The sequence below is a fragment of the Pseudomonas pergaminensis genome (assembly GCF_024112395.2).
Lineage (GTDB): Bacteria > Pseudomonadota > Gammaproteobacteria > Pseudomonadales > Pseudomonadaceae > Aquipseudomonas > Aquipseudomonas pergaminensis.
This window is the reverse complement of record NZ_CP078013.2, coordinates 295,125-320,619: the sequence shown is the minus strand read 5'-3', so window position 1 is coordinate 320,619 and position 25,495 is coordinate 295,125. Positions and strand designations below refer to the sequence as shown.

The following is a 25,495-nucleotide window of genomic DNA, read 5'->3' as shown; positions in this document are numbered from 1 at the left end:
GTTTTTCTCCCGTAGATTCTGTAATCAGCGCCCGAAACGCACGCCGTAGCTCATGCCCAGTGTGCCGCCGGACTTGCCATCCCCGCCTTGTGGCGCAGATTGGTAGCCGAAGGTGAGGGCCAGTTCGTCGTCACCCAGGACTTCGAAGCCGACGCCGGTGTTGATGCCGTAATTGAAGGTTTGATCGGTCCACTGCCAACCCGCCGTCATGTCCACCAACCAGGTGTATTGCGGCTTGCTGCGCACCAGCGCTCCCGGTATGCCGCGGCGCCAGGAACTACCGACGTAGAGTTGGCCGTAGCGGCTTTGCAGCAGGTCGGCACCGGTGACGGTGTCCACATCAAGAGGATCGAGCGCGCCGGTATCCGGATCTGTCGACTGAGGCGTGATCTTGATAGCACCGCCATTGCGGCTGGACAGGTAATCCAGGTTGCGATCCTTCACGCTGTTCTTCTGGTAATCCACACCACTGCGCACCGTCCAGTTAGGCCCGGCGAATTCCAGCGTGTGGTTAAGCTCCAGCTTCACTGCATGGCCGGTGCCCAGCGAGTCGCCAGCGCGGGTCGAGAACGACCGCTGCGCCACTTCCCAACTCAGCTGATCCCGTGCGGTCAAGCCATGACGCCCGCCGACCCAAGCCCGGTCCTGCTGGCCGAAAGCGCGCATCAGGCCGCTGTCGTCGCTCTTGCGATGCCAGTCCAGGCCGGTCTCGAGTTGATGGCTGGTACCCAGTTGCCACATACGCGACAGCCCCAGGCCGTTACGATCGTCGTCCTGGCGCTGGCTGGTATCGGCGAACAGTTTCCAGCTGCCGTTTTCCACCGAGCGAATCAGGGTCAGGGCCGCGTTGCTCTCTTCACCGATTCGCGAGGAGATCACGTCGTCGCCTTTGTATTTGCCATGTTCCATCTCGACGTCGGCGTACCATTTGTCACCCAGGTTATGGGCGATCTCCAGGCGTGGAGAGTCAAACGAAAGGCCACCGAAATCCTGCTTCTGATAGGACAGCAGGGCGCCTTGCGGGGTGGATTCGTGGATCTCTACCGCCTGGCGGCGCAGTTGCTCATTCACCGAGCCTGGCTGGTCATCGCCCAATGCCGAGAGGCTGGTTTCCAGGGCTTCATTGTTACGGTTCAGACGACTGAGGGCCTGGGCACGCTGCGCCGGGTTCAGGTCGCTGCTGGCCAACAGGGTTTCAACCTGCGCTTTGTTGCGGCTGCGCAAGGCTTCCTGGATTTGCTCATAGCGGTCGACCTTGAGGCCTTGGGTGCGCGCCCAGGCCAGCCAATCGTCTTTCTGCGCTTCTTGATTGGTCGCGTCCAGTCGAGCCAGCAGGCGTTCGAACCACAGCTGCTTCATCGACGGCGAACCGTCTTTCCACTTCAGCAGTTCTTGCTGTGCCTTGCGTGGCGAGTAGCTGCTGGACATCAAGCGCAGCCAGATCGCGTAGCGCTGGGACGACGGTTGCAAGTTGTCGGCCTCGGGGTTGCGCAGTAGTTTCAGGCGCAGACGCTGGGCGGCATCCTGGTAGCCAGAGGTTTCCAGTGCGTCGGCATAGGCCGCCTGCACCAGCCAGTCGTTCGGGGAAAGCTTGAGGTACAGGCGATACCAGGCCAACGCCTCGGCATCGCGACCCAACAGCTGGCTGGCACTGGCGAACGGCAACCACAGCAGGTGGTCTTCGCGTGCATAGGCACGCCACTTGGTCAGCAAGGGCTTGAGTTTGGCCGTATCAGCCTGGTCGACGTAGAGCCAGGTCAGGCGCTCGCGGAACAGGTTGTCATTGGGATAGCGCGACAGGCCCAGCAGGTACAGACGCTCGGCTTCAGCACTATCGCCCTGCTCTATCGCCAGCGCGCCACGCACCGCCAGAACCTGGGCCTGCTCGTAGGCATCCGGGTACTTCTTGGCGTCTTCCAGCAACGCGACGACCTGGTCCCACTCCTCCAGCTCCTGAGCCAGTTGCAGCGCCTCGACCAGTCGCTGCGGGTCTTGGGCGCGATGCCAACTGGCAACCATCAACGCCAGGGCGCGCTGTGGGTCGCGTGTGCGGTACAGCGTGATCAGCTGGCTCTCGTCACCACTGACCAGCTTGCCATTGAGGGACAGCAGTTTTTCCAGTGAGACGCGCAGGTCTTCGTCGCGCTCCAAGTCCCAGGCCAGGGCAGCACGGGTGCGCCAATACTCAGGGTCATCGATGGACGCGTCAGCGGACTTCACCACTTCCCATGCAGCCTGTTCATTGAACAGCTTCATTTCAGTGCTGGCCCAATCAACCAATTCATCCGTGGTCAACTTGTAGCGTTTTGCATAGTCCTTGTAGAGCGTGCCCTTGGCCGCGAACTGCCCGGTGTTTTCCAGGTTTTGCAGCAGGCGCGTCCAGGCCAGGCGATGCGACGGGTATTTGCGCAAGTAAGTGCGTAACCAGGCCTCGGCTTCGGCGGGTGTACCGCGCGATTCGTGGCCGTAGATCAGCGCGTCCAACTCGGTATCTGTCAGCGCACGTTGCTGCATGATCTCGGCGAGCAACGGGATAGAGCGGTCAAAGTCGAACTGCTGGCTCGCGAGGCGCCAGGCATGCTCGCGGACTTGCGCGTCTTCCTTGAGCTTGAGCACGCGGATCCAGTAACCCAGCGCCGCTTCATTTTCGCCGCGCCATTCACCGAGCTTGGCCATCTGTTCGAGCAACTCGATATCATCCGGATAGTCGACCGTCAGTTGCTGACCGGTGTCCCACGCGCCCGCCAGGTCATTGATGGCCAGGCGAACATGGAACTGCTTCAACGGGATACTCGGGTTATCAGGTTCCAAGGCATGCCATTGCTCAAGCACACGCTGTGCGAGCTCGAACTGCTTGGTCGCCACCGCGACGTCGACGCCCTGCTTCAGCCATGCTACGTCGGTCTGCGGGTTCGTGAGCATCGGCAACTGGTCGGCAAGCACCTGCGCGGCCTGCTCGTCACGGCCGGCCGAGAGCAAACTGTTGAACGCCAGTTGCGCGTACTCACGCTGCTCGCCAGGTTGCTGGGCGTCGCGCTTGAGTTGCAAATAGATCGCCGCCGCACGTGCCGGTTGTTCACCCGCCAGGTACCACTGCGCGGCCGATTTGAGGGCTTCGTTCTTTTGCCCAGGATCACGCCCGGCAATCTCTTCAAAGACGCTCGCGGCAAATGCCGGGGCCTGCAATGTCAACGCCAGCTTCGCCAGGTTCTGCAACTGCGCCACCGGCAATTTACGGTGATCGAAGCTTTCCAGGCGCTCGACCAATGCCTGCTGCGCGATCAGATCATTACCACTGGCGGCAACCAGCGCATCCAGCTCCAGCCGGTAGTAAGCCTGGGTTTCCAACTGTGGCGTGGGCCAGGCTTCAATGTGCTCGCGCGCCTTGGCGTAGTCACCGAGGCGAATCAGCAGGTCAACCAACTGCAACCGCAGGCGGTCGTCGTCCGGGTGTGCTGTCAGCAACAGCTCGGCATAGTTGGCCGACACGGCGTCGGGTTCGCGCCCGTCGGGCTGGAACACGGATTCACGCTGAAAAGTCGCCCACAGCAGACCGCCTACGGCAACCGCGACTACCGCCAGCGCCCAGGGGTTGAGCAGCCGACTGTTCTTAGTTGCAGAGGAGCTGACCATTACTCACCTGCTTCATAGGTAATTGAAAAGTCCAAAGGCCGGCCGAAGCCTTGCCCGCGAATCGCTGCCCATCCACCTCCACGCGACAGGCTGTTGCCGAGCGCACGGAGAAGGACAGGTCAAACTGACCGGCGAAGGAAAAACTCACACGCCGATCATCCAGGTAGCGCCAATCCAGCAACGGCAGGTTGGCCTCCTCCAGTGCGGGCCTGGGGTCTCTGTCCGCGCGCAGCACAAGCAATGCCTTGTCGCTGCTCAGTGCCACATAGCGCCCTTGCGGCAAGTCGCGCACACCGGCAATGCCTTGTGATTGCAGCAAGTCCGGCCAGCCCATTTGCGCATCAAGCCGCACGGTACGCAGTGCATCCATCCCGCGGATCTGCCAGGCGCCGTCGGCGGTACGCGCCAGGCTCGACTGGTAGAGGCCGTGCAGACGGTCGACGTAGTCACTCATCCACAACGACATCGGCTGTTGCTCGCGCATGTAGCCGTAGATCTCGTGCATGGCCTTGATCGAGGCCTGCTTGGTGCTGGAGTAGAAGTGGTAGTAGAGGTGCAGGCCACGCAGGCGGCGGGGGCTGTCGGTCAGCTCAAAGGTCTCGACCAACTCGCGAAAGCCGTAATACGGGCCTTTCCACAGGTTGGTGTAAAGGTTTTCGTTGATGATGGGTGCGTAGTACTGCAACCCGCCAGGGGTCGGTCGCAGCAATGGGTTCAAGCCCGTCAGCGACGGATTGGCCTTGGTCATGATGGTTTCGGCGCCATTGACGTTCTTCAGGCCGGCGTCGTAGGCCAGCTTGATGGTGTCGGACGATGGCAGCGCGTCGCCTGGCCAGAACACCATCTTCACCGGCTTCTGCGGGGTGGTCAGGTTCTGGTTGATGTAGTCGCGCGAGCCAAAGATCTCGCGACGGAAATCGATTTTGTCGTACCCGGCGATTTTCATGTTCAAGCCGTATTCCGGGTTGAAATTCTCGCGCTTTTTGGCCTTTTCAGGCTGCATGAAAAAGGGGTGGCTGTAGGTGTGCGTGGCCACTTCGACTTTAGGGTTGGCGAAGATTTCTCGGGCAATCGGCTCAAGCTCACGCGCCAGGAACGGGAATGCACCACGCGGCGAGATCTCACCTTCGATGATCGACACCGAGGTCAGGAACGGGTTGGGCTTGATGTAGTCGTCCAGGGTGTGGCGACCGGCGTACGGAGTACCGCGCACTTCGGCACGGGAAGGGAAACCGTCACCGTCGATATGCACGGTCGCAATGCGCCGGCCGTTTTCGGTGGTGGTGTCCGGGCGCGGCTGTGCCGGCAGCCTCAGGCTGGCCTGCAGAAACGCGAAAGGATCGAGAATCCAGCGACTGCGCTCGTTGTTGATTTCCAGCAGGTAAGGCGCCAGTGCAAGGCCGCCCCAGTTACCCACCACCACCGGATTGAACACGGCGCCACCGGCACCGCTCAACGACAACGCCGGTGTCGGGCCGTTGGGCAGGACAGACACCGAAGCCAGATCACGGGAGCGAGGGACCACTGGCGCTTCGAACGCACCCAGTAAAGCCTTGTCCTGGTGAGTGATGGTCAACACTTGGGTCGCGGGTGGCACATCACGCTTGAGGCCCAGACGCTTGAGCAGCAGTTTGTCTTCAACCGGAAGGCCGCTGAAAAACACCACCGGCACCTGCTCGTCCAGGCGAGCATTGAGAAAGCGATTGAACGCCGCTACGTCCTGGGGCGGGCCGCTGGTCATCCAGGTCACAACACCCGCGTACACGCCACTGAAACCGTAGAGCGGCAGGTCACTGTTGGCCGGCAGATAATCGACACGGTAGCCGAGGTATTCCAGCAACCCACCGAGGTTGCTATGGCCAGCGGAATCTTCCAGCGCGCCTTCGCGCGGGTCGAAGATCATCGCAATGCGGCGCGGCTGGACTTCGATGCTGCTGATGCCCAGCGTATTGAGGTCAGGCGTGCTGATGTACGGGATAAAACCTTCGTCGCGCAGACGCTTGGCGAGCTTGCGCGCTTCATCGCGACGCTCAGGTGGCAAGTAGTCAATCGCCACCAGTGGGACGCCCTTGGCGCGCAGTGGTTGCAGGTGCGTTTCAAGCCACTGGCGGTCGGACTCCGAGACCGGACGATAACGCTTGGCAGCGGCATCCCAACCGGCATGGATCGATTCGACAGCCACGGCGGCGGCGACGCCATCCAGCTCCGGCAACACTTCGAAGCCGCGGTTGAAAAACAGCTTCAGCGTGGGCTGACGCTTGTGCAACTCACGCAGCAGGCTGGCCAAGCCCACGCGCTGAGCTTCGCGCTGGTCTTGCGGCACCAGTTGGAAACTATCGAGCGTGTCGAGAAACAGACCCGCATAGCCTTGCGCTGCCAAGGCCTTGGCGCGACCGAACAAATGCTCACGCCAGGCCGTCGAGGTGAGGTCCATGACCTGACTGTTCCAGGCGTCGTTACGCACAGGGGAGACCGCCTTGCTCAACCCCGCTTTCTCGACCTCAGCCTTGTTGCCGTCGAACTCGCCGATGGACAGGTACGCAAACGGCTGGCTGCCCAGCGCCCGCAAGGTTTTCACATCACCCGGCGTCATGTGGCCCGGTTCGACCACGGCCCAGTCGAACTGCGCCAGTTCCGGCAGCGGTGGTTGCTCGGCATACCAGAAGGCCACGCTGGCCGGCTGGGAGACAGCAGCAGCGTGCACGGCCGGCCCACCGACGAACAAGGCAAGAGCAGCCAACAGCCGCTCAGCGATCGCGCGGATACGCGTCCTGCGGAAAACGATTTCCATAATTCACTCTAGAAGATGACTGAGCCAATACTGCGTTAACGTCGGGCGAATTGACCGGCGAACTACAAACTGCGCAAAAGCTGCGCCAGACCCTTGCCGATCGAGGTCGGTTCCGGGAGTGCAAAGCGCTCCAGCAGACGGGTGTTATTGGCGCGTGAATGGCGTATGTCACCTTGGCGTGGCGCCTGGTACGTCACATCCAATGGGGCACCTGTGGCATTGCCCAGCTCGGCGATCAGATCGTTGAGGCTGGTCGAACGGCTAAGCCCGACGTTGATCGCATCAGGCGCCGGCTCGCGGGTCTCGACTGCCTGCACAAGGATGCTCACCAGGTCCTGCACATAGACGAAGTCGCGCGTTTGCTCGCCGTCGCCAAATACGGTGATGGGCTTACGCGACAGTGCGCGCTCGGTGAAGATGCTGATCACACCGGAGTACGGTGAGGAAGGGTCCTGGCGTGGGCCGAAGATATTGAAGAAACGGAATATCACCGGTTCCAGGCCATGCTCGCGACGGTAGAAGTCCAGGTAGTACTCACTGGCCAATTTGTCGCTGGCATAAGGTGTCAGTGGCGACTTGGGCGTGTCTTCCACGATGGCGGTGCCTTCACCGTTGTTGCCATAGGTCGCCGCGCTGGACGCAAACACCACGCGCGTCACGCCGGCCTTCAGCATGCTTTGGCATACATTGAGCGTGCCGACGAAATTGGCCTGGTGGGTGGCGACAGGATCATCAACGGAGGCCTGCACCGAAGCCACCGCAGCCAGATGCACGACCGCGCTGCAATCTGCCATGGCCAGCTCAACGATGGCGCTGTCCGCGACATCGCCGACCAACAGTTCCAGGTCAGGATTCCCGACAGGCAGATTCGCTGTTTTGCCAGTCGACAAATCATCCAGCACGCGAATCTTGTAGCCTTTACCCAGCAGCGCATCTACCAGATGTGACCCAATAAAACCTGCACCACCGGTAACCAGAATTCGCCCTACAGCCATGACGTTCACTTCCCTAAGACTCATATGCAGGCGCGTAGAAACGAGCCTGCTAATACAGTGACAATGTTTAAGGGCTACACGCTTGGCCGTCCGAGTCGAAGCCGCCACATCCCTATATCTTGAAGATCCACAGCGCGCGACGAATGTGCGTCGCCGATATCATTTTAATGGCTTAGAGCCATCAAAACGTCGCGAATAATGTTGGATCCCAAGTGAACTGTCAACGTATTGTCTTTTTTGCCGCCAGACGGCAATTCGGGCCTGAAAATGCCATTTATTTGACGACGGCAATAGGATGAAAAAGTGATCGGGCCTTCAATGACGCGGGCTGTGCGCAGGTGATGGCAGGCGCTGAATGGGTCAGTGGGCGATGCTGAGACGCGCCCTTCTGCGCAGGTGGATCATTTGTGCAGTCAGGCCAATGACGAGCGCCAACGCGATGCTCGCCTGCGCACCTAGCAGCAGTGGCGACTGCAGGTCTGTGACGAAGGGGTGGCCATCCGGCACGCGTCGCAAGGTCTCGGAAACCGTCGGCACCATCAGAAAGAAAGCGGTCAGGCTCAGGAACACCGTTTCCAGGTAAACCCGCGCCCGCCCCAACCAGGCCACGTGCCCTACACCATAACCGGCAGCGAGCAATGCAATCGTGATGACACCAATGATATTGCTGACGGGTTGCTTTGCGACCAGGAACACGGTGAGGCCACCGATCAACATCGAGACGAGATAGAACAACCCCGGCACTGAGCGGGGAACAATGCGTCCGTGACGAATGAACATGTAGGCGGCCAGTGGAATGGCCGGCAGGCTGCCGAGGGTGTGGATCCAGCCTAGGGCGGAGATTCCGAACATTTCAGTGCTCCCATGTAATTGGATGATGCGCATAGACGGCCTTCGCTGGAAAGGCGCTTCCCGATGGCGCGGTACGCTATGATTTCGAGGGTCAGCATATTGAGCACGTGGTCGAACCAACATGATGAATCCCCTGGAAAACTTGATCATTCATCCAGAAATGCAGCTTGAAGGGTTTGCCAGGGGCGATCTGCTGTCCCAAGTCTTGGCGCAGATCCGCCTGACAGGTGATCGCGTGTATTCCTGCGCGCTGGCGGATGCGCAGTGCCTCGCGCTGGATGAAAAGAGCGCGCACATTTGCGTGCTTCAGCAAGGCCAGTTGCATCTGGAAGTGGCCGACCAACCGCCGCTGACGCTCGACCAGGGCGATGTGATCCTGCTGCCCCACGACCCCTCGGGCATTACGATGACGGCAGTCAACGGCCCCGCCAACGTGGTCATCTGCCGGTTCTGGTTCGATGCGAGCAGCTTCCAGGCGATGCTGTTTGCGCTGCCGCGGCTTATCCACATTCAGCACGCCGAGGCTGCCGCCTGGGCGGAGGGCATCCTGCATTTCATGTTGCTCGAAGCCCATGACACGCAGCCGGGCGGGGCGTTGATGATTTCGCGCCTGATCGACCTTGTGGTGATTCGCATCCTGCGCACCTGGGTGCATCAGGGCGTCGCTTCCGGTTGGCTGGGTGGGTTGTCGGATGCGCGTATCGCCCGCGCGCTGAAAGCCATTCATGAAACGCCTGGCAAGCAGTGGCGCATTGATGCGCTGGCAGAGGTTGCCGGGATGTCGCGCTCCAATTTCTGCGAGCGTTTCAGCTCCCTGATCGGCCGCTCACCGTTGCGCTATCAGAACGAGTGGCGGCTGACCCTGGCGAAAACCATGCTCGCCAAGCAGGACGGTCGCATCGGCGAGATTGGTTTTGCGATTGGCTATGAATCCGAAGCGGCGTTCAGTCGCGCCTATAAAGCCTTTTTTGGCCGGTCGCCACGCGAAGATAACGCCCGGAAGGCTTAGGCCGGGACGCCTGTATCAATGCCCGGCGCTTTGCCCGCCATCGACATGCAGAATCTCACCCGTCACAAACCCAGCGTTTTCCAGGTAGACGATCGCCTGGGCAACATCACTCACCTCGCCCATGTGCCCGACCGGGTGCAATTGCCCCAGCGCCGCGTGGGTTTCTGCGCTGTGCATCGGCGTCTTGATGATCCCCGGGCTCACGGCATTCACGCGAATCCCGCGCTTGGCGTATTCAATCGCCAACGATTTGGTCGCCGAATTCAGCCCGCCTTTGGTGAGGCTGGCGAGTACTGACGGCACGCCATCGATGGCATGGTCCACCAGGCTGGTGGTGACGTTGACGATATGGCCGGCGCCGTGTTTTTCCATCTCGGCGATGGCGAGTTGGGTGATGTAGAAAAAGCCGTTGAGGTTCACTGCGAGGACGTTGGCGTAGTCCTCTTGGGTGTAGGCCGTAAACGGTTTGGCGATGAAAATGCCGGCGTTGTTAATCAAGCTGTCGATGCGACCGAACGTGGCCAGGGCTTCACGAACGACGCGTTGGGCAGTGGCCGGTTCGGCGATATCGCCCGCGACGGTGTGGATGTCGGGATCGGTGGACGGCTGGATCGAGCGCGAAGTGGCGACCACGCGATAGTCGAGGGCGCGGTAGGCCTGGACCACGGCGGCACCGATACCTTGGGACGCGCCGGTGATGATGACGACTTTTTTCATGATGGTGCTCCAGTAGCCGGGCATCGGGATGATGGCCGGGCAGTGGGGCCAATTTAGGCTTGCGCAGGGAGTGGATAAAGATAGGCCTGGGTACTTCATTAGTGATGCGGTGTAATAGATCAACTGAACGGCGTGAAACTGCTTTTCCTATTAGTAATATTCCCGCCGCTATTGGCCTACCTTGCAAGCTCTTGCCGCCTGGACTGATCGCTGCCCATAAAAAAACCCCGAACCAGTCGGGGTTTTTTATCGCCTTGAATCAGGCGCGACCTGCGATCAATTAGAAAACGTTGATCGGGTAGTCGGCGAACAGACGGATTTCGTTACCGCCTACGTTGTACTGGTCAGCGTTGCTGGAAACGCGCAGCCACGAGGCACGAGCACGCAGGCTCAGGTCTTTGGCCGGGCCGCTCTGTACGACGTACTTGAACTGGTTCCAGATTTCACGCTCGGTGCCGTCGCCGCGGTTGGTACCGTCGTCGATGTTGGTACCGCGCACGTAGGCAACGTTGTAGGTCAGGCCTGGCACGCCGAAAGTGGCGAAATCGATGCCGTAGCCCACTTGCCACGAACGCTCGTCCTTGCCGTTGAAGTCGGACCAGTAGGAGTTGGCCAGCAAGATGGTGTTGCCACCGTCGCCGATGCCGCCAGCGTTACGGTAGCCGCCGTACAGGTAGCCAGTGTCGCCGGTGCTGCGCTGGTGAGCGACGGTGAAGCTGTGCGGGCCAACGGCCCACGTGGCGCCCAGGCTCCAGATTTTGTTGTCACGAGCGTTTTCGTCCTTCTGGTTTTCCAGGGCGAAGCTCTTGTCCAGCTTGGTTTTGTAGCCGTTGAAGTCGAAAGTCAGCGACTGTTTTTCTGGCAGGGCCAGCACGTAGTTGACGTTGACGTATTGCTTCTTCAGTACGTCCTGCATGTCCGAGGCGTACAGCGCGGCGGACAGGCTTTCGGTGAATTTGTAGCTACCACCGATGTAGTCGATGCTTTTCAGGCGACCGCTGTCGGTGCCTTCCATGCTCTTGCGCGCTTCTTTGGTGAAGTGACCCGCATCCAGTTGCAGACCGGCGATCTCTTTGGAGACGATCGAAGTACCGGTGTAGGTTTCCGACAACAGACGGGAGTTGTCGTACTGCAGCACAGGCACGGCCGGGAACTGATCACCGTACTTGAGCACGGTGTTGGAAACGCGGAACTTCACGGCAGCGCCGCCCTTGGCCAAGTCGTGTGGTGCCGAGCCTGGGTTGTTCGAGCCATCAGGGTTGGTCGTGCCATTGCCCTGTTTGAAGAAGTCGATGCCGCCAGCGCCGGCGCGACCTTTGCCACCGTCCAGACGGATAGCGTATTGGCCGATCACGTCCACACCCACACCGACGGTGCCTTGGGTGAAACCGGACTCCAGCTTGCCGATGAAGCCTTGGCCCCATTCGGCTTTGTCTTGCTTGCCGTTTTTGTAGTCACGGCTGATGTAGGCGTTACGTGCGGCGATGTTCAGGTGGCTGTCTTCGATAAAACCCTTGGACTGGTCCTGGTCGTTAGCCATTGCTGCCGATGCGCTCAAAATCCCCAGAGCGATCAGACTCATCCGTTGCTTCAACATTTTCTTGTATTCCTTATTCCTGGTTGAGTACGCGCTGTGACACCAGGCTCCATGTCGCTTTTCTGGTGTCGACTGATTTCGGAAAAAAGAAGGCCCGCGGACGACTTAACTGGCCGCGAGCCTTTTTTATTCGATGAGTCATGGCGGTTAGCCACAGGCGTTGGGCGCAATCCTAGTCGCGCCCGGAACTATGTGTCAATTTCGCGAATCGTCTGTATTTAGGCGAAATAATTCTAAGGAAAGCCCTATCGACATACTGAGAGCGACAAAAAACCGCATCGAAAACGGCAAAAAACACATCTCGTAACATATTTCATGGCCGGCACGTTTGGTAATGGATAACGCGCGCAAATGCAAAGCATTACCATTAACGCGCAACTTTCCTTCCTAACAATTCGGATACATTCCTCCATGCCAGCCCCTCGCCTGATGCCCCTTTCCCTTGGGCTTTCTGTTCTGCTGTCTGCCGGTTTTGCCTGTGCGACCACAACCTTGCCCGAAACCTCGGTCAGTGCCGAAGCTGACGAGGACGACCCACGCGTCAAGGAAACCAGCACCGCCACCCGCACCGCCACGCCCGTGCGTTATGTGCCCCAGGCCATCGATTCAGTAAAGACCGAAACCCTGCGCGCCTATGGCACCAATGACCTGGGCCAGGCGTTGAGCGGTATCCCCAACGTGAGCAGCGGCGCCGACACGCGCTTCGACAGCCTGCGCATCCGGGGTTTTGACGCGAGCAATGACTTCTACCTCGACGGCATTCGCGATGACAGCCAATACATTCGCGACCTGCACAACATCGAGCGCATCGAAGTGCTCAAGGGGCCGGCAGCAGTCCTCTACGGGCGAGGCGGTCAGGGAGGGATCGTCAACCGCGTGAGCAAACTGCCTACGGCCGGACACAAATCGAGCATCGAGGCCCAAGGTGGCAGCAACGATTTACGTAGTGTGTACGCCGATCTCAGCACCGACCCCACCGATAACATCAGCCTGCGCCTGAACATGGGGAACCAGGACAACAACAGCTTCCGCGATGGCGTCAGCGGCAACCGCCAGCTGTTCGCACCGTCCATGAGCTGGCAACTCACGCCGGACCTGAACTGGCTGGTGCAATACGAATACAGCCGCTACAACCGCACGCCAGACCGTGGCATACCCGGCGTCAATGGCCGCCCCGCGGATGTGAGCCGCAGCACTACCTACGGTGACAGCCGCGATTACATCGACGACAAAACCCAGTCGCTGCGCTCCAAGTTGGCCTATGAGCTCAACGATAATTGGCAACTGCGCCAGACCTTGGGTGTGTTCAAGCTCGACAGCGACTTCGACAACACCTACGCCACCGGCTACACCCCGGCGACCAATCGTGTCACGCGCCAGCGCTGGCAGCAGGACCTGACCACCCTCAATATCTTCAATAACGTCGAGCTCGAAGGCGGCTTCAGCACCTTCGGCCTGGAGCACCGTCTGCTCACCGGCCTCGAGCTGGGCAGCCAGCGTCGCGATCCGAAGCTGTATACCGCCACTGCAGTCGCACAAGGCGGCCGCGTCGTACCGCCCCTCGACCTCAACCAACCCAATCGCAATCTCAGCCACACCGGGCGGATGAGTGTGTCGAGCAACAACCACACCGAAGTCGACAGCCGCGCCGTATATGTGCAAGACCAACTGCGCCTGAATGACCAGTGGCAAGTGCTCGCCGGCCTGCGTTACGACCGCTTCGAAGTCGACACCAAGAACAAGCTGCTCAACACCCAGCAGGACGTCAAAAGCCACAGCACCAGCCCGCGCTTTGGCCTGGTGTGGACGCCACTGGAGCACCACTCGTTCTACGCTTCATGGAGCAAGACGTTCTCCCCGGCAGGCGGTGGCCTGATCGGCATCACGCCGAACGCCGCCGGCAGCGTCAACGACCTGAGCCCCGAGCTGACCAAGCAGAAGGAAATCGGGGTCAAGAGCGACTGGCTCGACGACCGCTTGAGCACCACGCTGGCCGTGTACGAACTGGAACTCTATAACCGTCGCACCAGCGACCCGCTGGACCGCACCATCACCCTGCTCAGCGGTCTGCAGCGCTCACGCGGTGTGGAGCTGACCGCCACCGGGAAGATCGTTGGTAACTGGTACGTACGCGGTGGCGTGGGCGTGCAGGACGCCAAGGTCGAGAAGGACAACAACGGCTTTGAAGGCAAACGCGTCAGCGATGTAGCCAAGCGCAATGCCAGCCTGTTCATCACTTGGAAACCGGAGATGGGCTGGTACGCCGAAACCGGCTTGACGCTGGTGGGCGACCGTTATGCCGACAGCCTCAACACCGTGGTGCTGCCGGGCTATGGCCGTTGGGACGCGTTGGCCGGGTTCCGTCAGAAGGAATGGGATGTCACGGCGGCGCTGAACAATATCGCAGATAAAACCTACTACGCATCGGCGACCAGTGTGGCGCAGATTCAGCCAGGGGAACCGCGCAGCCTCGTCGTCACCGGCACTTACAGTTTCTAAATCACCACCTCCACCTAAAGGAGCCGGCTTGCCGGCGATAGCGACCTGAAGTCATGCGCTGATTTCACCGACGCTATCACCGGCCAGCTCCTAAAGGGGCGCCATCAATTCGCATAATGCGCGCACTTCATCCTCGCTAAACAACCCCACCGGGTAGCGTTCACTCATCACGCTGCGCAGGTCTGGTTGTTGCCTGATCTGCCGCGAACCGTTTTCCTTCAACCAGAGCGCCAGTGCATGGATCGCGTCGCCGTTGACCCGCAGGGGGTGGAACGTGCGCGTGTACATCGGGTTGATATCGGCATTCATTTCAGCGCTCTCTCCTACTGCGTGAGCGGCTAACTTACTCAAGGTTTATGACAGAACTGCGCAGTCACTGCCTTGGGCCACTGTGACCAAACCGATACAAGAGCTATGCCAATGTCCCGTGTTTATAGGCACTCGGACACAAAAAAGCCCACGACCTGTCTGGGCTGCGGGCTTGTCGTAGGCGCTTGAACTGATCAGCACCGGATCGCCGTCATGGCGCTGTTACAACTGCACTCAGTTTTTGTGCGGGGCCGGCTGCTGCTGGGTCAGGCAGTGGATATTGCCGCCGCCCAGTAACAGTTCGCGGCCCGGCACCATCACCACTTCGTGCTGCGGGAACAGGTCCTGCAGGATCGCCTTGGCCTGGCTGTCCAGCGGGTCGTCGAAGCTCGGCGCGATGATGCCACCGTTGACGATCAGGAAGTTGACGTAGGAACCGGCCAACCGCACGGTAGGATTGCGCTCTTGGGTGCCGTCAACCGGGTCCACGCCAGCGCACTCTTCCTCGGTGGCATACAGCGGGCCAGGGATCGGCATTTTATGCACTGTGAACGGGCGACCTTGGGCGTCGGTGCTGCTTTGCAGTACGTCCATGGCCGCGTGGCAGCGCGCGTAGTTCGGGTCTTGCGGGTCATCGGTCCAGGCCAACAGGACTTCACCAGGGCGCACGTAGCAGCAGAAGTTATCCACATGGCCGTCGGTTTCATCGTTGAACAGCCCATCTGGCAACCAGATGATCTTATCCACAGCCAGGTTGGCGCTCAGCACAGCCTCGATTTCGGCACGGCCCAGGTGCGGGTTGCGATTGCGGTTGAGCAGGCACTCTTCGGTGGTGATCAGGGTGCCTTCACCGTCGACATGGATCGAACCGCCTTCCAGCACGAAGCCTTCGGTGCGATAGCGCGGGGCGCGTTCGATCTCGAGGATCTTGCCGCCGACCTGGGAGTCTCGGTTCCACGGCGAATACAGGCCGCCGTCAAAACCGCCCCAAGCGTTGAAGTCCCAGTTCACGCCGCGTACTTCGCCGCTGTTGTTGATCACGAAGGTAGGCCCAGTGTCACGCACCCAGGCGTCATCACTGGACATCTCCACCACACGGATATTCGGCACATCCAGGCGCGCGCGGGCGTTTTCGTACTGGCCGGCAGAGACGGCCACGGTGACCGGCTCAAACCGCGCAATGGCCTTGGCGACCGCCACGTGAGCGGCCTGCGCCGGTTTGCCGCCCAGGCGCCAGTTGTCCGGGCGTTCGGGCCAGACCATCCAGGCCTGGGTCTGTGGCGCCCATTCGGCAGGCATGTGGAAGCCATCGGCGCGGGGGGTGCTGTGCAGGGTGGTCATGGCGATCAGGACTCCGAATGGGGGTAAAGGCCGACTTTATAACGGATAAAAATCGGCTTTAAAAGCGACAAAAGATCATAGACGATAAATATGACACTAATTAACCGATAACAATCGATTAACTACAGCTGCTCATCCAGCACCTTCGACAGCATGTCGACGAAGAAGTCCACGCTGCGCCGGGAGGTGACCATCGGCGGTTTTATCTTGAGGATGTTCAGATAATCACCCGTGGGCTGCATGAAAATCCCCAACTCGCGCAAGCGGTCACAGAGTAACGTGGTTTCTTCGGTGGCCGGCTCCAGGGTCTGCCGGTCGCGCACCAACTCCAGGCCGAGGTAAAAGCCGGAACCGTGAACAGCACCCACCAACGGATGGCGATCGATCAGTTCTTCCAGGCGCGCCTTGAAATGCCCTCCGACCACTTGGGCGTTTTCCCACAGCTTTTCCTCCGCCATCACGTCCAGCACCGCCATGCCGATCCGGCAACTCACCGGACTGCCCCCCGAGGACGAGAAGAAGTACCCCTCGGCCTCCAGGGCTTCCGCGATTTCACGCCGAGTGATCACCGCGCCGAGAGGCTGGCCGTTGCCCATGCCCTTGGCCATGGTGATGATATCGGGCACCACGCCCTGCTCCTCGAAGCCCCAGAAGAAATGCCCCATGCGGCCATAACCCACCTGCACTTCATCGGCGATGCACACGCCACCCTGGGCGCGGACACGCTCGTACACCTGCTGCAGATAGCCCGGCGGCAACGAAATACCTCCGGCATTGCCGTACACCGGCTCACAGATGAAGCCTGCCAGTTGCCGTTTGCTTGCGGCGATTTTCGCCAGGTTGTGTTCCACGCTTCGGACGTAATCAGGCGCGCTGTCCTGCCCGCGGAACTCGCCGCGATAGGTATTGGGCGCGGTCACCGGGTGCACCCAATCTGGTCGGCTGCTCAGGGCCTGGGGGTTGTCGGCTATCGAGGTGGACACCGCATCGGCTGCCACCGACCAACCATGGTAAGCCTCCAGCACGCTGAGCATGTCGCGCCCGCCGCTGTAGGCCCAGGCCAGGCGGATCGCCAGGTCATTGGCCTCGGTGCCGCTGTTGACCAGGAAAACCCGGTCCATGCCTGCCGGCGCCAGCGCGAGTAAGCGTTCGGAAAACTCGGCAATCGCCGCATAGTGAAAGCGTGAGTTGGTATTGAGCAACGACCATTGCCGCGCCGCCACCGCCGCCATGCGCGGGTGGCCGTGGCCCAATACCGCCACATTGTTGAGCATGTCCAGGTAGGAACGGCCCTGCATGTCGATCAGATGATTGCGCCAGCCGCGTTCGATGCGCGGCGGGTCGGCGTAATAGTGCTTTTGCGAGCGAGCGAAACTGGCATCGCGGCGCGCCAGCAGCGCCTCGGGGTCCAGCTCGGGCTCGGCATCGCAGGCCAGCCCCAGCAGCGCGGCCGGCGATGGGCACAGCGCTTGCCACGCCTGTGCCCGGGACGGCGTGCAATACAGCGGTGCGGGCAGGTCGGTGCGGCACAGTTGCACGGTGAGCGGGCCTTCAACTTCACCAATCACCTGGCCCTTGAGCACTGCGGCACCCGGTTGCAAGTGCGCTTTGACACCCCATAGCCGCACGTTTGTTTCGTTGTTGTGCACGTGAAGCCCGCCGTCAGCACCCAGTCGAACAACCCCGGCGAACGGCGATTCAACGGCGGTGCCCAACGGCACATACAGCTCGACGTGCAGCGGGAAGGTTTCAGGTTCCTCCGCGCTGTCGGGCCGGGTCCGCGACAAACGGTATTGCCCGTAGCGACTCGCCGCCAAACCATGCAACACCGCTGCGTCCTGCAACAGCCGCTGATCAATACCAGGCTGCTCCCAGTTGCCGGCTTCGAAATGTGGGCTGAGTACGCCCAGGTCAATCAATGCGAACTCACGTCCTACCAACCCGGGTAATAAGGGCGCAAAACCCTGCCCTTCGAGCGGCGTTGGTGCCTGCCCGACACAGCCAAGAATCGCCGCCTCCATCAGCTCGAACGGCACGGAAGTCGCCACATGGAAGATTTCCCACTCATGCTCGGCGTTTTTCAGCAGGTAGCTGTTATCCGGGTCCAGCCGTTGCTGCTGCTCGCTGCTCAAGACCAGCACCGCCGCACGGGCGACGATGAGCGGCCACAGTGCCTGCAATTCTGCGTGCTGCAACGGTGTGACCGCATGACAGGCCTGGATCGCAGGCAAGATGGCAAAGGGGTCACCTTCGGCGTGGTGCAGCAGGGCTGCGCAGGTCACCGACAGGTCGGCAATGCGCCAGGTGTGCACCAGGTCGCCGAAATCGATCACGCCTTGGACCTGCCAGTGCCGCCGCGCATCGCGCTGCCACACCACGTTGTCATCGGTGATGTCCATGTGCACGGCTTGCCACGGCAGATGGTCGGCCAGGGCGCACAGGCGGTTTTCAACCTGTGCTGCCACGCGTTCGAGGGCGTCGCGGTGAGGTACATCGTCCAAGGTTGCCAGTAAGTGCTTGATCAACGCCTGGGCGTGGCGCGGGTCCCATTGCAGCGTACGCGCCAGGCCCGGGTGGTCGAACTGCGCCAACGCCTGGCTCATTCGACCGCACAGGTCACCAAACCCTGCGATCACCTCGCGGCCCACGTGCGGCAGATGGGTCAACGGCTGGCCGTCGATATAATCCAGCACCCGCACGTGCAGGGTTTGGCCATCGACGGTCAGGGTCAACAACTCCTCACCCGTCAGGGCCTTGATGACCTTGGGTACGCGCACAGCCTGCAGGCTGTTAAGCGCAGCGTGCTGGGCCTGAAGCTCAACGGCAGCGTAATCGCCCCGGCAGATTTTCAGAACAAACCGGCCGCGGGCACTGTCGACTTTGTAGTTGAGGTCCTGCTGGCTGCCCAATGATTGCAAGGTGCCAGTTAGGCCGTAATGCTGCTCGAGCAATTGCGCCGCCTGTCCGGGGCCTACTTGCGGGCAGGGTAGACTGGCGCGATGGATCAGGGTGGCGAGCAGCATGGGGTCGGCCTCGATTTTTTAGGGGTGTATATCGCCATTGTTCAGGGGGCTTATGCAACCCCTGGGGCAATCCGACCTGCCTAGCGTCGCAACACAGGCTATGCTCGCTAATCGTCCGCTTAAGGAAAAGGGCCCCCGACATGCGCATTTTCATTACCGGTGGTGCCGGTTTTATCGGTTCTGCTTTAGTACGGCACCTGATTCGCCACACAGAGCACGAAGTACTGAACCTGGACAAGCTCACCTACGCTGGCAACCTGGAGTCGTTGACGAGTATTGCGTCCAACAGCCGTTACGAATTCGTCCAGGCCGATATCAACGACCAGGCCACTGTCAGCGCCGTGCTGGCCCGGTTCGAGCCTCAGGCAATCATGCACCTGGCGGCCGAGTCCCATGTCGACCGCTCGATTGACGGCCCGTCGGACTTTATTCAAACCAATATCGTCGGTACCTACAGCCTGTTGGAGGCGGCTCGTGGCTACTGGCAATCACTCGCCAGTGCGGAAAAAAGAGCCTTTCGGTTCCACCATATTTCTACCGACGAGGTGTACGGCGATCTGCATGGGGTCGACGACCTGTTCACCGAGACCACGCCCTACGCCCCCAGCTCGCCCTACTCTGCGAGTAAAGCGGCGTCCGACCATCTGGTTCGCGCCTGGCAGCGCACCTATGGCTTGCCGGTGCTGCTGACCAACTGTTCCAACAACTACGGGCCGTTCCACTTCCCCGAAAAACTCATTCCGCTGGTCATTCTCAACGCCCTCGCGGGCAAGCCGTTGCCGGTCTATGGCGATGGCTTGCAAGTGCGCGACTGGCTGTTTGTCGAGGACCACGCCCGGGCCTTGCTCAAGGTAGTAACAGAGGGTGCAGTGGGCGAGACCTACAATATTGGCGGCCACAACGAACAAAAGAACATCGACGTAGTTCGCAGCATCTGCGCCCTCCTGGAAGAGCTGGCACCCCAGCACCCAAAAGGTGTGCAGCAATACGCCGACCTGATCACATTTGTAAAAGACCGCCCTGGGCACGATCTGCGCTATGCAATCGACGCCAGCAAGATCGAAACCGAACTGGGCTGGGTACCCGAAGAAACCTTTGAAACCGGGCTACGCAAAACCGTGCAGTGGTACCTCGATAACCTGGAATGGTGCCGCAGGGTCCAGGACGGCAGTTATCAGGGCCAGAGATTGGGCAACACCGACATGAGGGATCTGATCGCATGATGAAAGGAATCGTACTGGCCGGAGGCTCAGGCACTCGTCTTCACCCCATCACCCTGGGCGTATCCAAGCAGTTGTTGCCCGTGTATGACAAGCCAATGATCTACTACCCGATTTCGGTGCTGATGCTGGCGGGCATCAAGGAAATCCTGGTGATCTCCACCCCGGCGGACTTACCGCAATATCGCAACCTGTTGGGTGACGGCAGCCAGTTCGGCGTGAAATTCAGCTATGCCGAACAGCCGAAGCCGGATGGACTGGCACAGGCCTTTCTGATTGGCGAGCAGTTCATTGGCAGCGATCCAGTATGTTTGATTCTGGGCGATAACATTTTCCACGGGCAACGCTTCAGCGAACAATTGCACGCAGCGGTAAAGCGTGGCAAAGGCGCCACGGTGTTTGGTTATTGGGTCAAGGATCCGGAGCGCTTCGGCGTGATTGATTTCGACAGCGAAGGCCGCGCCCTGTCCATCGAAGAAAAACCGGCAGTGCCAAAGTCAAGCTATGCGGTGACAGGCCTGTATTTCTACGACAACGACGTGATAAGCATTGCCAAGGCCGTCAAACCCTCCGCACGAGGCGAGCTGGAGATCACCGACGTCAACAACGCCTACCTGCACCGCGGTGACTTGCAAGTGGAGCGCTTCGGTCGAGGCTTCGCCTGGCTGGATACGGGTACCCACGATAGCTTGCTGGATGCTTCGCAATATGTGCAGACCATTGAGCGACGCCAGGGGCTGAAGGTGGCTTGTCTTGAAGAGATTGCCTACGGCAACGGCTGGATCGACCGTGACCACCTGCTAGAGCGCGCCAAGTACTTCGGCAAGACCGGCTACGGCCAATACCTGTATGCACTGGCCGGAGAGAGCAAGTGAACATTGTTGAAACCGCTTTGCCCGGCGTACTCATCATTGAGCCCAAGGTGTTCGGTGATGAGCGCGGCTTTTTCTACGAAAGCTTCAACGCCCGAGCCTTTGAAGCGGCCACTGGACTCAAGCGTAATTTCGTCCAGGACAACCACTCGCGCTCACAAAAGGGCGTGCTGCGCGGCTTGCATTACCAACTCGAACACACCCAGGGCAAACTGGTGCGCGTCACCGCCGGTGAAGTGCTGGACGTGGCCGTGGATATCCGCCGCAGCTCACCGAATTTCGGCCGATGGGTTGGCGTGCGCTTGTCTGCCCAGAACCACCGTCAATTGTGGGTGCCGGAAGGTTTCGCCCATGGGTTCGTGGTAATGAGCGATCACGCCGAGTTCCTCTACAAAACCACGGACTACTATCAGCCCAGCGCTGAACGCAGCATCCTGTGGAATGATCCGACCCTGGCCATCGACTGGGAGCTGACCGTAGCACCGCAGTTGTCCGCCAAGGACCAGGCCGGTAAACCGCTGATGGAAGCCGACCTCTTCCCATGAAAATCCTCATCACCGGCCAGCACGGCCAAGTCTCCCGCGAACTGCAACAACGGCTCCCAAGCCTGGGCGAACTCATCGTCCTGGGCCGCGAACAACTTGACCTTGCCAACCCCGACCAGATCCGCCAGCAAGTCCGTGCCCACCGCCCCGGCCTGATCATCAACGCCGCCGCCCATACCGCTGTCGATCAAGCCGAAAGCGAACCGGAGCTGGCGTTTGCGATCAACGCCATCGCCCCCGGCATCCTTGCCGAAGAGGCCAAAACCCTGGGCATCCCGCTGATCCACTACTCCACCGACTATGTGTTCGACGGCAGTAAACCGGCGCCCTACACCGAAGCCGACACGCCGAAACCGCTGGGCGTCTACGGGCAGAGCAAACTGGCCGGCGAGCAAGCGATAACGGCCGTGGGCGGCGACTACCTGATCCTGCGCACCAGTTGGGTCTACTCCAGCCACGGTAAGAATTTCCTGCTGACCATGCAGCGTCTGCTGCAGGAAAAACCGCACCTGCGCATCGTTGCCGACCAGATCGGCGCGCCCACTTGGGCCGGCAGCATCGCCAACAGCACGCGTGCATTGATTGAGCGCTGGCAAGCAGGCGAGCCGGGGCCATGGGGGGTCTATCACCTGACCGCTCGAGGCGAAACCTCATGGTTCGGTTTTGCCGAGGCCATCGGCGAATACCTGCGCAAGCAGGGCAAGGCCTGCGCGGAGCTGGAGCCGATTCCGTCCAGTGCCTACCCGACGCCCGCCAAGCGCCCGCTGAACTCACGCCTCGATTGCAGCCGGCTGCAGCAGCAATGGCACGTCAGCCAGCCAGCGTGGCAAGACGCATTGCGCGAGTGTCTTGCACAGCAGCACTAGGCATAATGCGCCTGTACCCACAGGCGCACGACTCCCATGACTCCATCCCTCCCGCGTAGACCCCGCTGGCGCAGCCTCGCCCTGCTGGCGCTGTGCCTGGCGCCGCTGCTATGGCCACTGGAGCACCTGGCCGAACGTTATTACCGCAGCGAACTGGCCGGCCAGAACCGCCAGACCCTCGACCTCTACGTGGCCAACCTGCTGGGCACCCTGCACCGCTATGAAGTGCTGCCGCAAATCCTCGGTGACCTGCCGGCCTTGCGCACGGCACTGGACGCACCCCAGGTCAGCACCAACCTGGTCAACGCCAACCTGCTGCTCAAGGACGTCGCCGCCCAGGCCGGGGTGGAGGTGATGTACCTGATGGACACCACCGGCAAGACCCTCGCCGCGTCCAACTGGGATAAACAAGACAGCTTCGTCGGGCGTAATTTCTCGTTCCGGCCTTATTTCAGCGAAGCCATGGCCGGGCGCCTGGGGCGGTTTTTCGGCCTGGGCACCACCTCGGCCAAACGCGGCTACTTCTTTGCCGCCGCCGTGCGTGATGGCGATACGATCATCGGCGTGCTGGTGGTCAAGGTCGACCTGGACCACACCGAAAGCCTGTGGGGCAACACGCCGGAACAATTACTGGTCACCGACCATAACGGCGTGGTGATCCTCACGTCACGCCCGCAATGGCGATTCCGCGCCACCCGGCCACTGACCGCCGAAGAGCGCCAGGCCATCATCGCGATCCAGCCCTACCCGACCCGCGACCCGCAGCCGCTCAGCCTGAGTGACACTGCGTGGCTGCGCCAATCCACGGCCATCGCCGAGACCGGCTGGAATGTGGAGATCCTCGCACCGCGCTCGCTCATCAACCGCCCGGTACGCACGGTGGTTGCAGTGGGTGGCGCCACGCTGCTGGTGTTGATGTTGTTGCTGGGCCTGATGATGCAACGTCGCCGCCATTACCTGGAGCGTATCGCCTTTGAAGCCAAGGCCCGGCGCGAGCTGGAAGCACGCGTGGTCGAACGGACCAGTGACCTGGAAGGCCTCAACCGGCGCCTGAAACAGGAAGTGCTGGAACGTGAACACGCCCAACAAGAGTTGGTGCGCGCCCAGGATGACCTGGTGCAGGCAGGTAAACTGTCGGCGCTGGGCACCATGTCGGCGAGTATCAGCCACGAGCTCAATCAGCCTTTGGCGGCGATTCGCAGCTATGCGGAAAACGCCGAGATCCTCCTCGACCATGAGCGCACCACGGATGCGCGTGGCAATCTCAAGTTGATCAGCGAATTGACCGGGCGCATGGCCTCGATCATCGCGCACCTGCGCGCCTTCGCCCGGCGCGACCGCCATGCGCCCGAAAGCGTGGCCCTGCAACCGGCGCTGGACGATGCGCTGGCGTTGCTGGGCAAGCGGCGGCGGTCGATGGAGGTGGAGCTGATCCGTGATTTGCCCGAAGCCACCCTCTGGGTACAGGCCGGCGAAACCCGTTTGCGCCAGGTACTCGGCAATCTGCTGGCCAATGCCCTCGATGCACTCACCGAAAAAGGGCCGCCGCGCAAACTGTGGCTGAGTGCCGAAACCACCGATCAGGGCGTCAACCTGTACATTCGCGACAATGGCCCGGGCTTTTGCATGGAAGCCCTGGGACGCGCCAGCGAGCCGTTCTACACCACCAAGACCCGCACCCAGGGTCTTGGATTGGGGCTGGCGATCTGTGACACCCTGATGCGTGCCTTTGGCGGCGAATTGCTGTTTGCCAACCACAAGGAAGGTGGCGCGCTGTTAACCTTGAAATTGCGTGCCGGCTCGCCGGGCGTCAGTCTGCAACCGTCCGAGGACCGCAGTGTATGAGTATCGATAACCAGATTCAGGTGGTGTTGATCGACGACGATCCGCACCTGCGTCAGGCCCTGTGCCAGACCCTGGACCTGGCCGGGCTGAAAGTCCTGACCCTGGGCGAAGCCACAGGCCTCACCGCGCGATTGTCGCGGGATTGGCCGGGCGTGGTGGTCAGTGACATCCGCATGCCCGGCATGGACGGCCTGGAGCTGCTGGCCGAACTGCACGGCCAGGACCCGGAGCTGCCGGTGCTGCTGATCACCGGCCACGGCGACGTGCCGTTGGCCGTGCAAGCCATGCGCGCGGGGGCCTATGATTTCCTGGAGAAACCGTTCGCCAGCGACGCGCTGCTCGACAGCGTGCGCCGCGCCTTGGCCCTGCGCCGACTGGTGCTGGACAACCGCAGCCTGCGCCTGGCCCTCAGCGACCGCCAGCAATTAAGCACACGCCTGGTGGGGCACTCCCCGCAAATGCTGCGTCTGCGCGAACAGATTGGTGCCCTGGCCGCGACCAAGGCCGATGTACTGATCCTCGGCGAAACCGGCGCCGGCAAAGAAGTGGTCGCGCGCGCACTGCACGACCTCTCGAACCGCCGCAGCGGGCCCTTCGTGGCGATCAACGCAGGTGCCCTGGCCGAGTCGGTGGTGGAAAGCGAGCTGTTCGGGCATGAACCGGGTGCCTTCACCGGCGCGCAGAAACGCCGCATCGGCAAGTTCGAATTTGCCAACGGCGGTACCTTGTTCCTCGATGAAATTGAAAGCATGAGCCTGGATGTGCAGGTCAAACTCTTGCGCCTGTTGCAGGAGCGGGTGGTGGAGCGCCTGGGCGGCAATCAGCTGATCCCGCTGGATATCCGCATCATCGCCGCCACCAAGGAAGACCTGCGCCAGTCCGCCGACCAGGGCCGCTTCCGTGCCGACCTGTATTACCGCCTCAACGTCGCGCCGCTGCGCATTCCCCCGTTGCGTGAGCGCGGTGAGGATGCATTGATGCTGTTCCAGCACTTCGCCGACGAAGCCAGCAGCCGTCATGGCTTGCCGCTGCATGAACTGCAACCGGGCCAGCGCGCGCTGCTGTTGCGTCATAGCTGGCCGGGCAATGTGCGTGAACTGCAGAACGCCGCCGAACGTTTCGCCCTCGGCCTGGAACTGGCGCTGGACAGTTCGCCGGACAACCCTGCGGCAGGCGTGCTCACCTCCACACCTGGCGGCCTGAGCGAGCAAGTCGAGCAGTTTGAAAAGAGCCTGATCGCTGCCGAACTGACCCGCCCCCACGGCTCCATGCGCAGCCTCGCCGAAGCCTTGGGCGTGCCGCGCAAGACCTTGCACGACAAACTGCGCAAGCATGGCCTGAACTTCGCCAACCAAAGCGGCGATGACGAATGACCGCTCCC

General features: G+C 61.0%; 17 protein-coding genes. 8 read left to right on the top strand and 9 right to left on the bottom strand.

Features of this window, described 5'->3' with window-relative positions; all coding sequences use genetic code 11:
* Positions 1-24: 24 nt before the first annotated feature.
* The 4 genes from KUA23_RS01450 to KUA23_RS01435 all read right to left on the bottom strand — a co-directional run bounded on the left by KUA23_RS01450 (position 25) and on the right by KUA23_RS01435 (position 8,304).
* Entirely contained in the window at positions 25-3,633 is a 3,609-nt protein-coding gene (locus KUA23_RS01450; RefSeq protein WP_252993348.1) for a tetratricopeptide repeat protein, read from the bottom strand.
* Positions 3,611-6,424, bottom strand: coding sequence for a bifunctional glycoside hydrolase/polysaccharide deacetylase family protein (locus tag KUA23_RS01445; RefSeq protein WP_252993347.1), 2,814 nt, complete (start codon positions 6,422-6,424; stop codon positions 3,611-3,613). Before KUA23_RS01445 ends, KUA23_RS01450 begins: the two co-directional genes overlap by 23 nt.
* Before the next feature lie 62 nt (positions 6,425-6,486).
* On the bottom strand, positions 6,487-7,419 hold the full coding sequence (locus tag KUA23_RS01440; RefSeq protein WP_252993346.1) for an NAD-dependent epimerase/dehydratase family protein: 933 nt from the start codon (positions 7,417-7,419) through the stop codon (positions 6,487-6,489).
* Positions 7,420-7,779: 360 nt separating this feature from the next.
* Positions 7,780-8,304 (bottom strand): hypothetical protein, encoded by a 525-nt coding sequence (locus KUA23_RS01435; RefSeq protein ID WP_250883754.1) that lies wholly within the window; start codon positions 8,302-8,304, stop codon positions 7,780-7,782.
* Positions 8,305-8,392: 88 nt separating this feature from the next.
* Here KUA23_RS01435 and KUA23_RS01430 point away from each other — a divergent pair, with 88 nt between their 5' ends.
* Complete coding sequence (locus KUA23_RS01430; RefSeq protein WP_252993345.1) at positions 8,393-9,280, top strand: AraC family transcriptional regulator; 888 nt, start codon at positions 8,393-8,395, stop codon at positions 9,278-9,280.
* 15 nt (positions 9,281-9,295) lie between these two features.
* Here the strand turns inward: KUA23_RS01430 and KUA23_RS01425 are convergent, their stop codons facing one another.
* Positions 9,296-9,997, bottom strand: a complete 702-nt coding sequence (locus KUA23_RS01425; RefSeq protein ID WP_100491723.1) for an SDR family NAD(P)-dependent oxidoreductase — start codon at positions 9,995-9,997, stop codon at positions 9,296-9,298.
* Between the two features lie 280 nt (positions 9,998-10,277).
* Entirely contained in the window at positions 10,278-11,594 is a 1,317-nt protein-coding gene (locus KUA23_RS01420) for an OprD family porin (RefSeq protein WP_214498454.1), read from the bottom strand.
* Between the two features lie 411 nt (positions 11,595-12,005).
* Between KUA23_RS01420 and KUA23_RS01415 the strand changes: the two genes are divergently transcribed.
* Positions 12,006-14,093 (top strand): TonB-dependent receptor, encoded by a 2,088-nt coding sequence (locus KUA23_RS01415; protein ID WP_252993344.1) that lies wholly within the window; start codon positions 12,006-12,008, stop codon positions 14,091-14,093.
* 90 nt (positions 14,094-14,183) lie between these two features.
* On the opposite strand, the gene KUA23_RS01410 is transcribed toward KUA23_RS01415, so the two are convergent.
* From KUA23_RS01410 to KUA23_RS01400, 3 genes are all read right to left on the bottom strand, one after another.
* A complete protein-coding gene (locus KUA23_RS01410; RefSeq protein WP_078046414.1) occupies positions 14,184-14,402 on the bottom strand; it encodes a hypothetical protein in 219 nt (72 codons plus the stop codon).
* A 234-nt stretch (positions 14,403-14,636) separates the two neighbouring features.
* Positions 14,637-15,743, bottom strand: a complete 1,107-nt coding sequence (gene aguA, locus KUA23_RS01405; RefSeq protein WP_078046413.1) for an agmatine deiminase — start codon at positions 15,741-15,743, stop codon at positions 14,637-14,639.
* A gap of 122 nt (positions 15,744-15,865) precedes the next feature.
* Positions 15,866-18,766, bottom strand: coding sequence for an aminotransferase (locus KUA23_RS01400; RefSeq protein ID WP_346356366.1), 2,901 nt, complete (start codon positions 18,764-18,766; stop codon positions 15,866-15,868).
* A gap of 140 nt (positions 18,767-18,906) precedes the next feature.
* Here KUA23_RS01400 and rfbB point away from each other — a divergent pair, with 140 nt between their 5' ends.
* Genes rfbB through KUA23_RS01370 form a run of 6 tightly spaced genes read left to right on the top strand, consistent with a single transcriptional unit; the run spans position 18,907 to position 25,487 of the window.
* Entirely contained in the window at positions 18,907-19,989 is a 1,083-nt protein-coding gene (gene rfbB / locus KUA23_RS01395) for a dTDP-glucose 4,6-dehydratase (RefSeq protein ID WP_252993343.1), read from the top strand.
* A complete protein-coding gene (rfbA, locus tag KUA23_RS01390; RefSeq protein ID WP_078046410.1) occupies positions 19,986-20,861 on the top strand; it encodes a glucose-1-phosphate thymidylyltransferase RfbA in 876 nt (291 codons plus the stop codon). The genes rfbB and rfbA overlap by 4 nt, the downstream gene beginning before the upstream one ends.
* Entirely contained in the window at positions 20,858-21,403 is a 546-nt protein-coding gene (gene rfbC / locus KUA23_RS01385) for a dTDP-4-dehydrorhamnose 3,5-epimerase (protein WP_252993342.1), read from the top strand. Before rfbA ends, rfbC begins: the two co-directional genes overlap by 4 nt.
* Complete coding sequence (gene rfbD, locus KUA23_RS01380) at positions 21,400-22,269, top strand: dTDP-4-dehydrorhamnose reductase (RefSeq protein WP_252993341.1); 870 nt, start codon at positions 21,400-21,402, stop codon at positions 22,267-22,269. The genes rfbC and rfbD overlap by 4 nt, the downstream gene beginning before the upstream one ends.
* Before the next feature lie 36 nt (positions 22,270-22,305).
* Positions 22,306-24,114, top strand: coding sequence for a sensor histidine kinase (locus KUA23_RS01375; RefSeq protein ID WP_078046407.1), 1,809 nt, complete (start codon positions 22,306-22,308; stop codon positions 24,112-24,114).
* A complete protein-coding gene (locus tag KUA23_RS01370) occupies positions 24,111-25,487 on the top strand; it encodes a sigma-54-dependent transcriptional regulator (protein ID WP_078046406.1) in 1,377 nt (458 codons plus the stop codon). Before KUA23_RS01375 ends, KUA23_RS01370 begins: the two co-directional genes overlap by 4 nt.
* Positions 25,488-25,495: the final 8 nt, after the last annotated feature.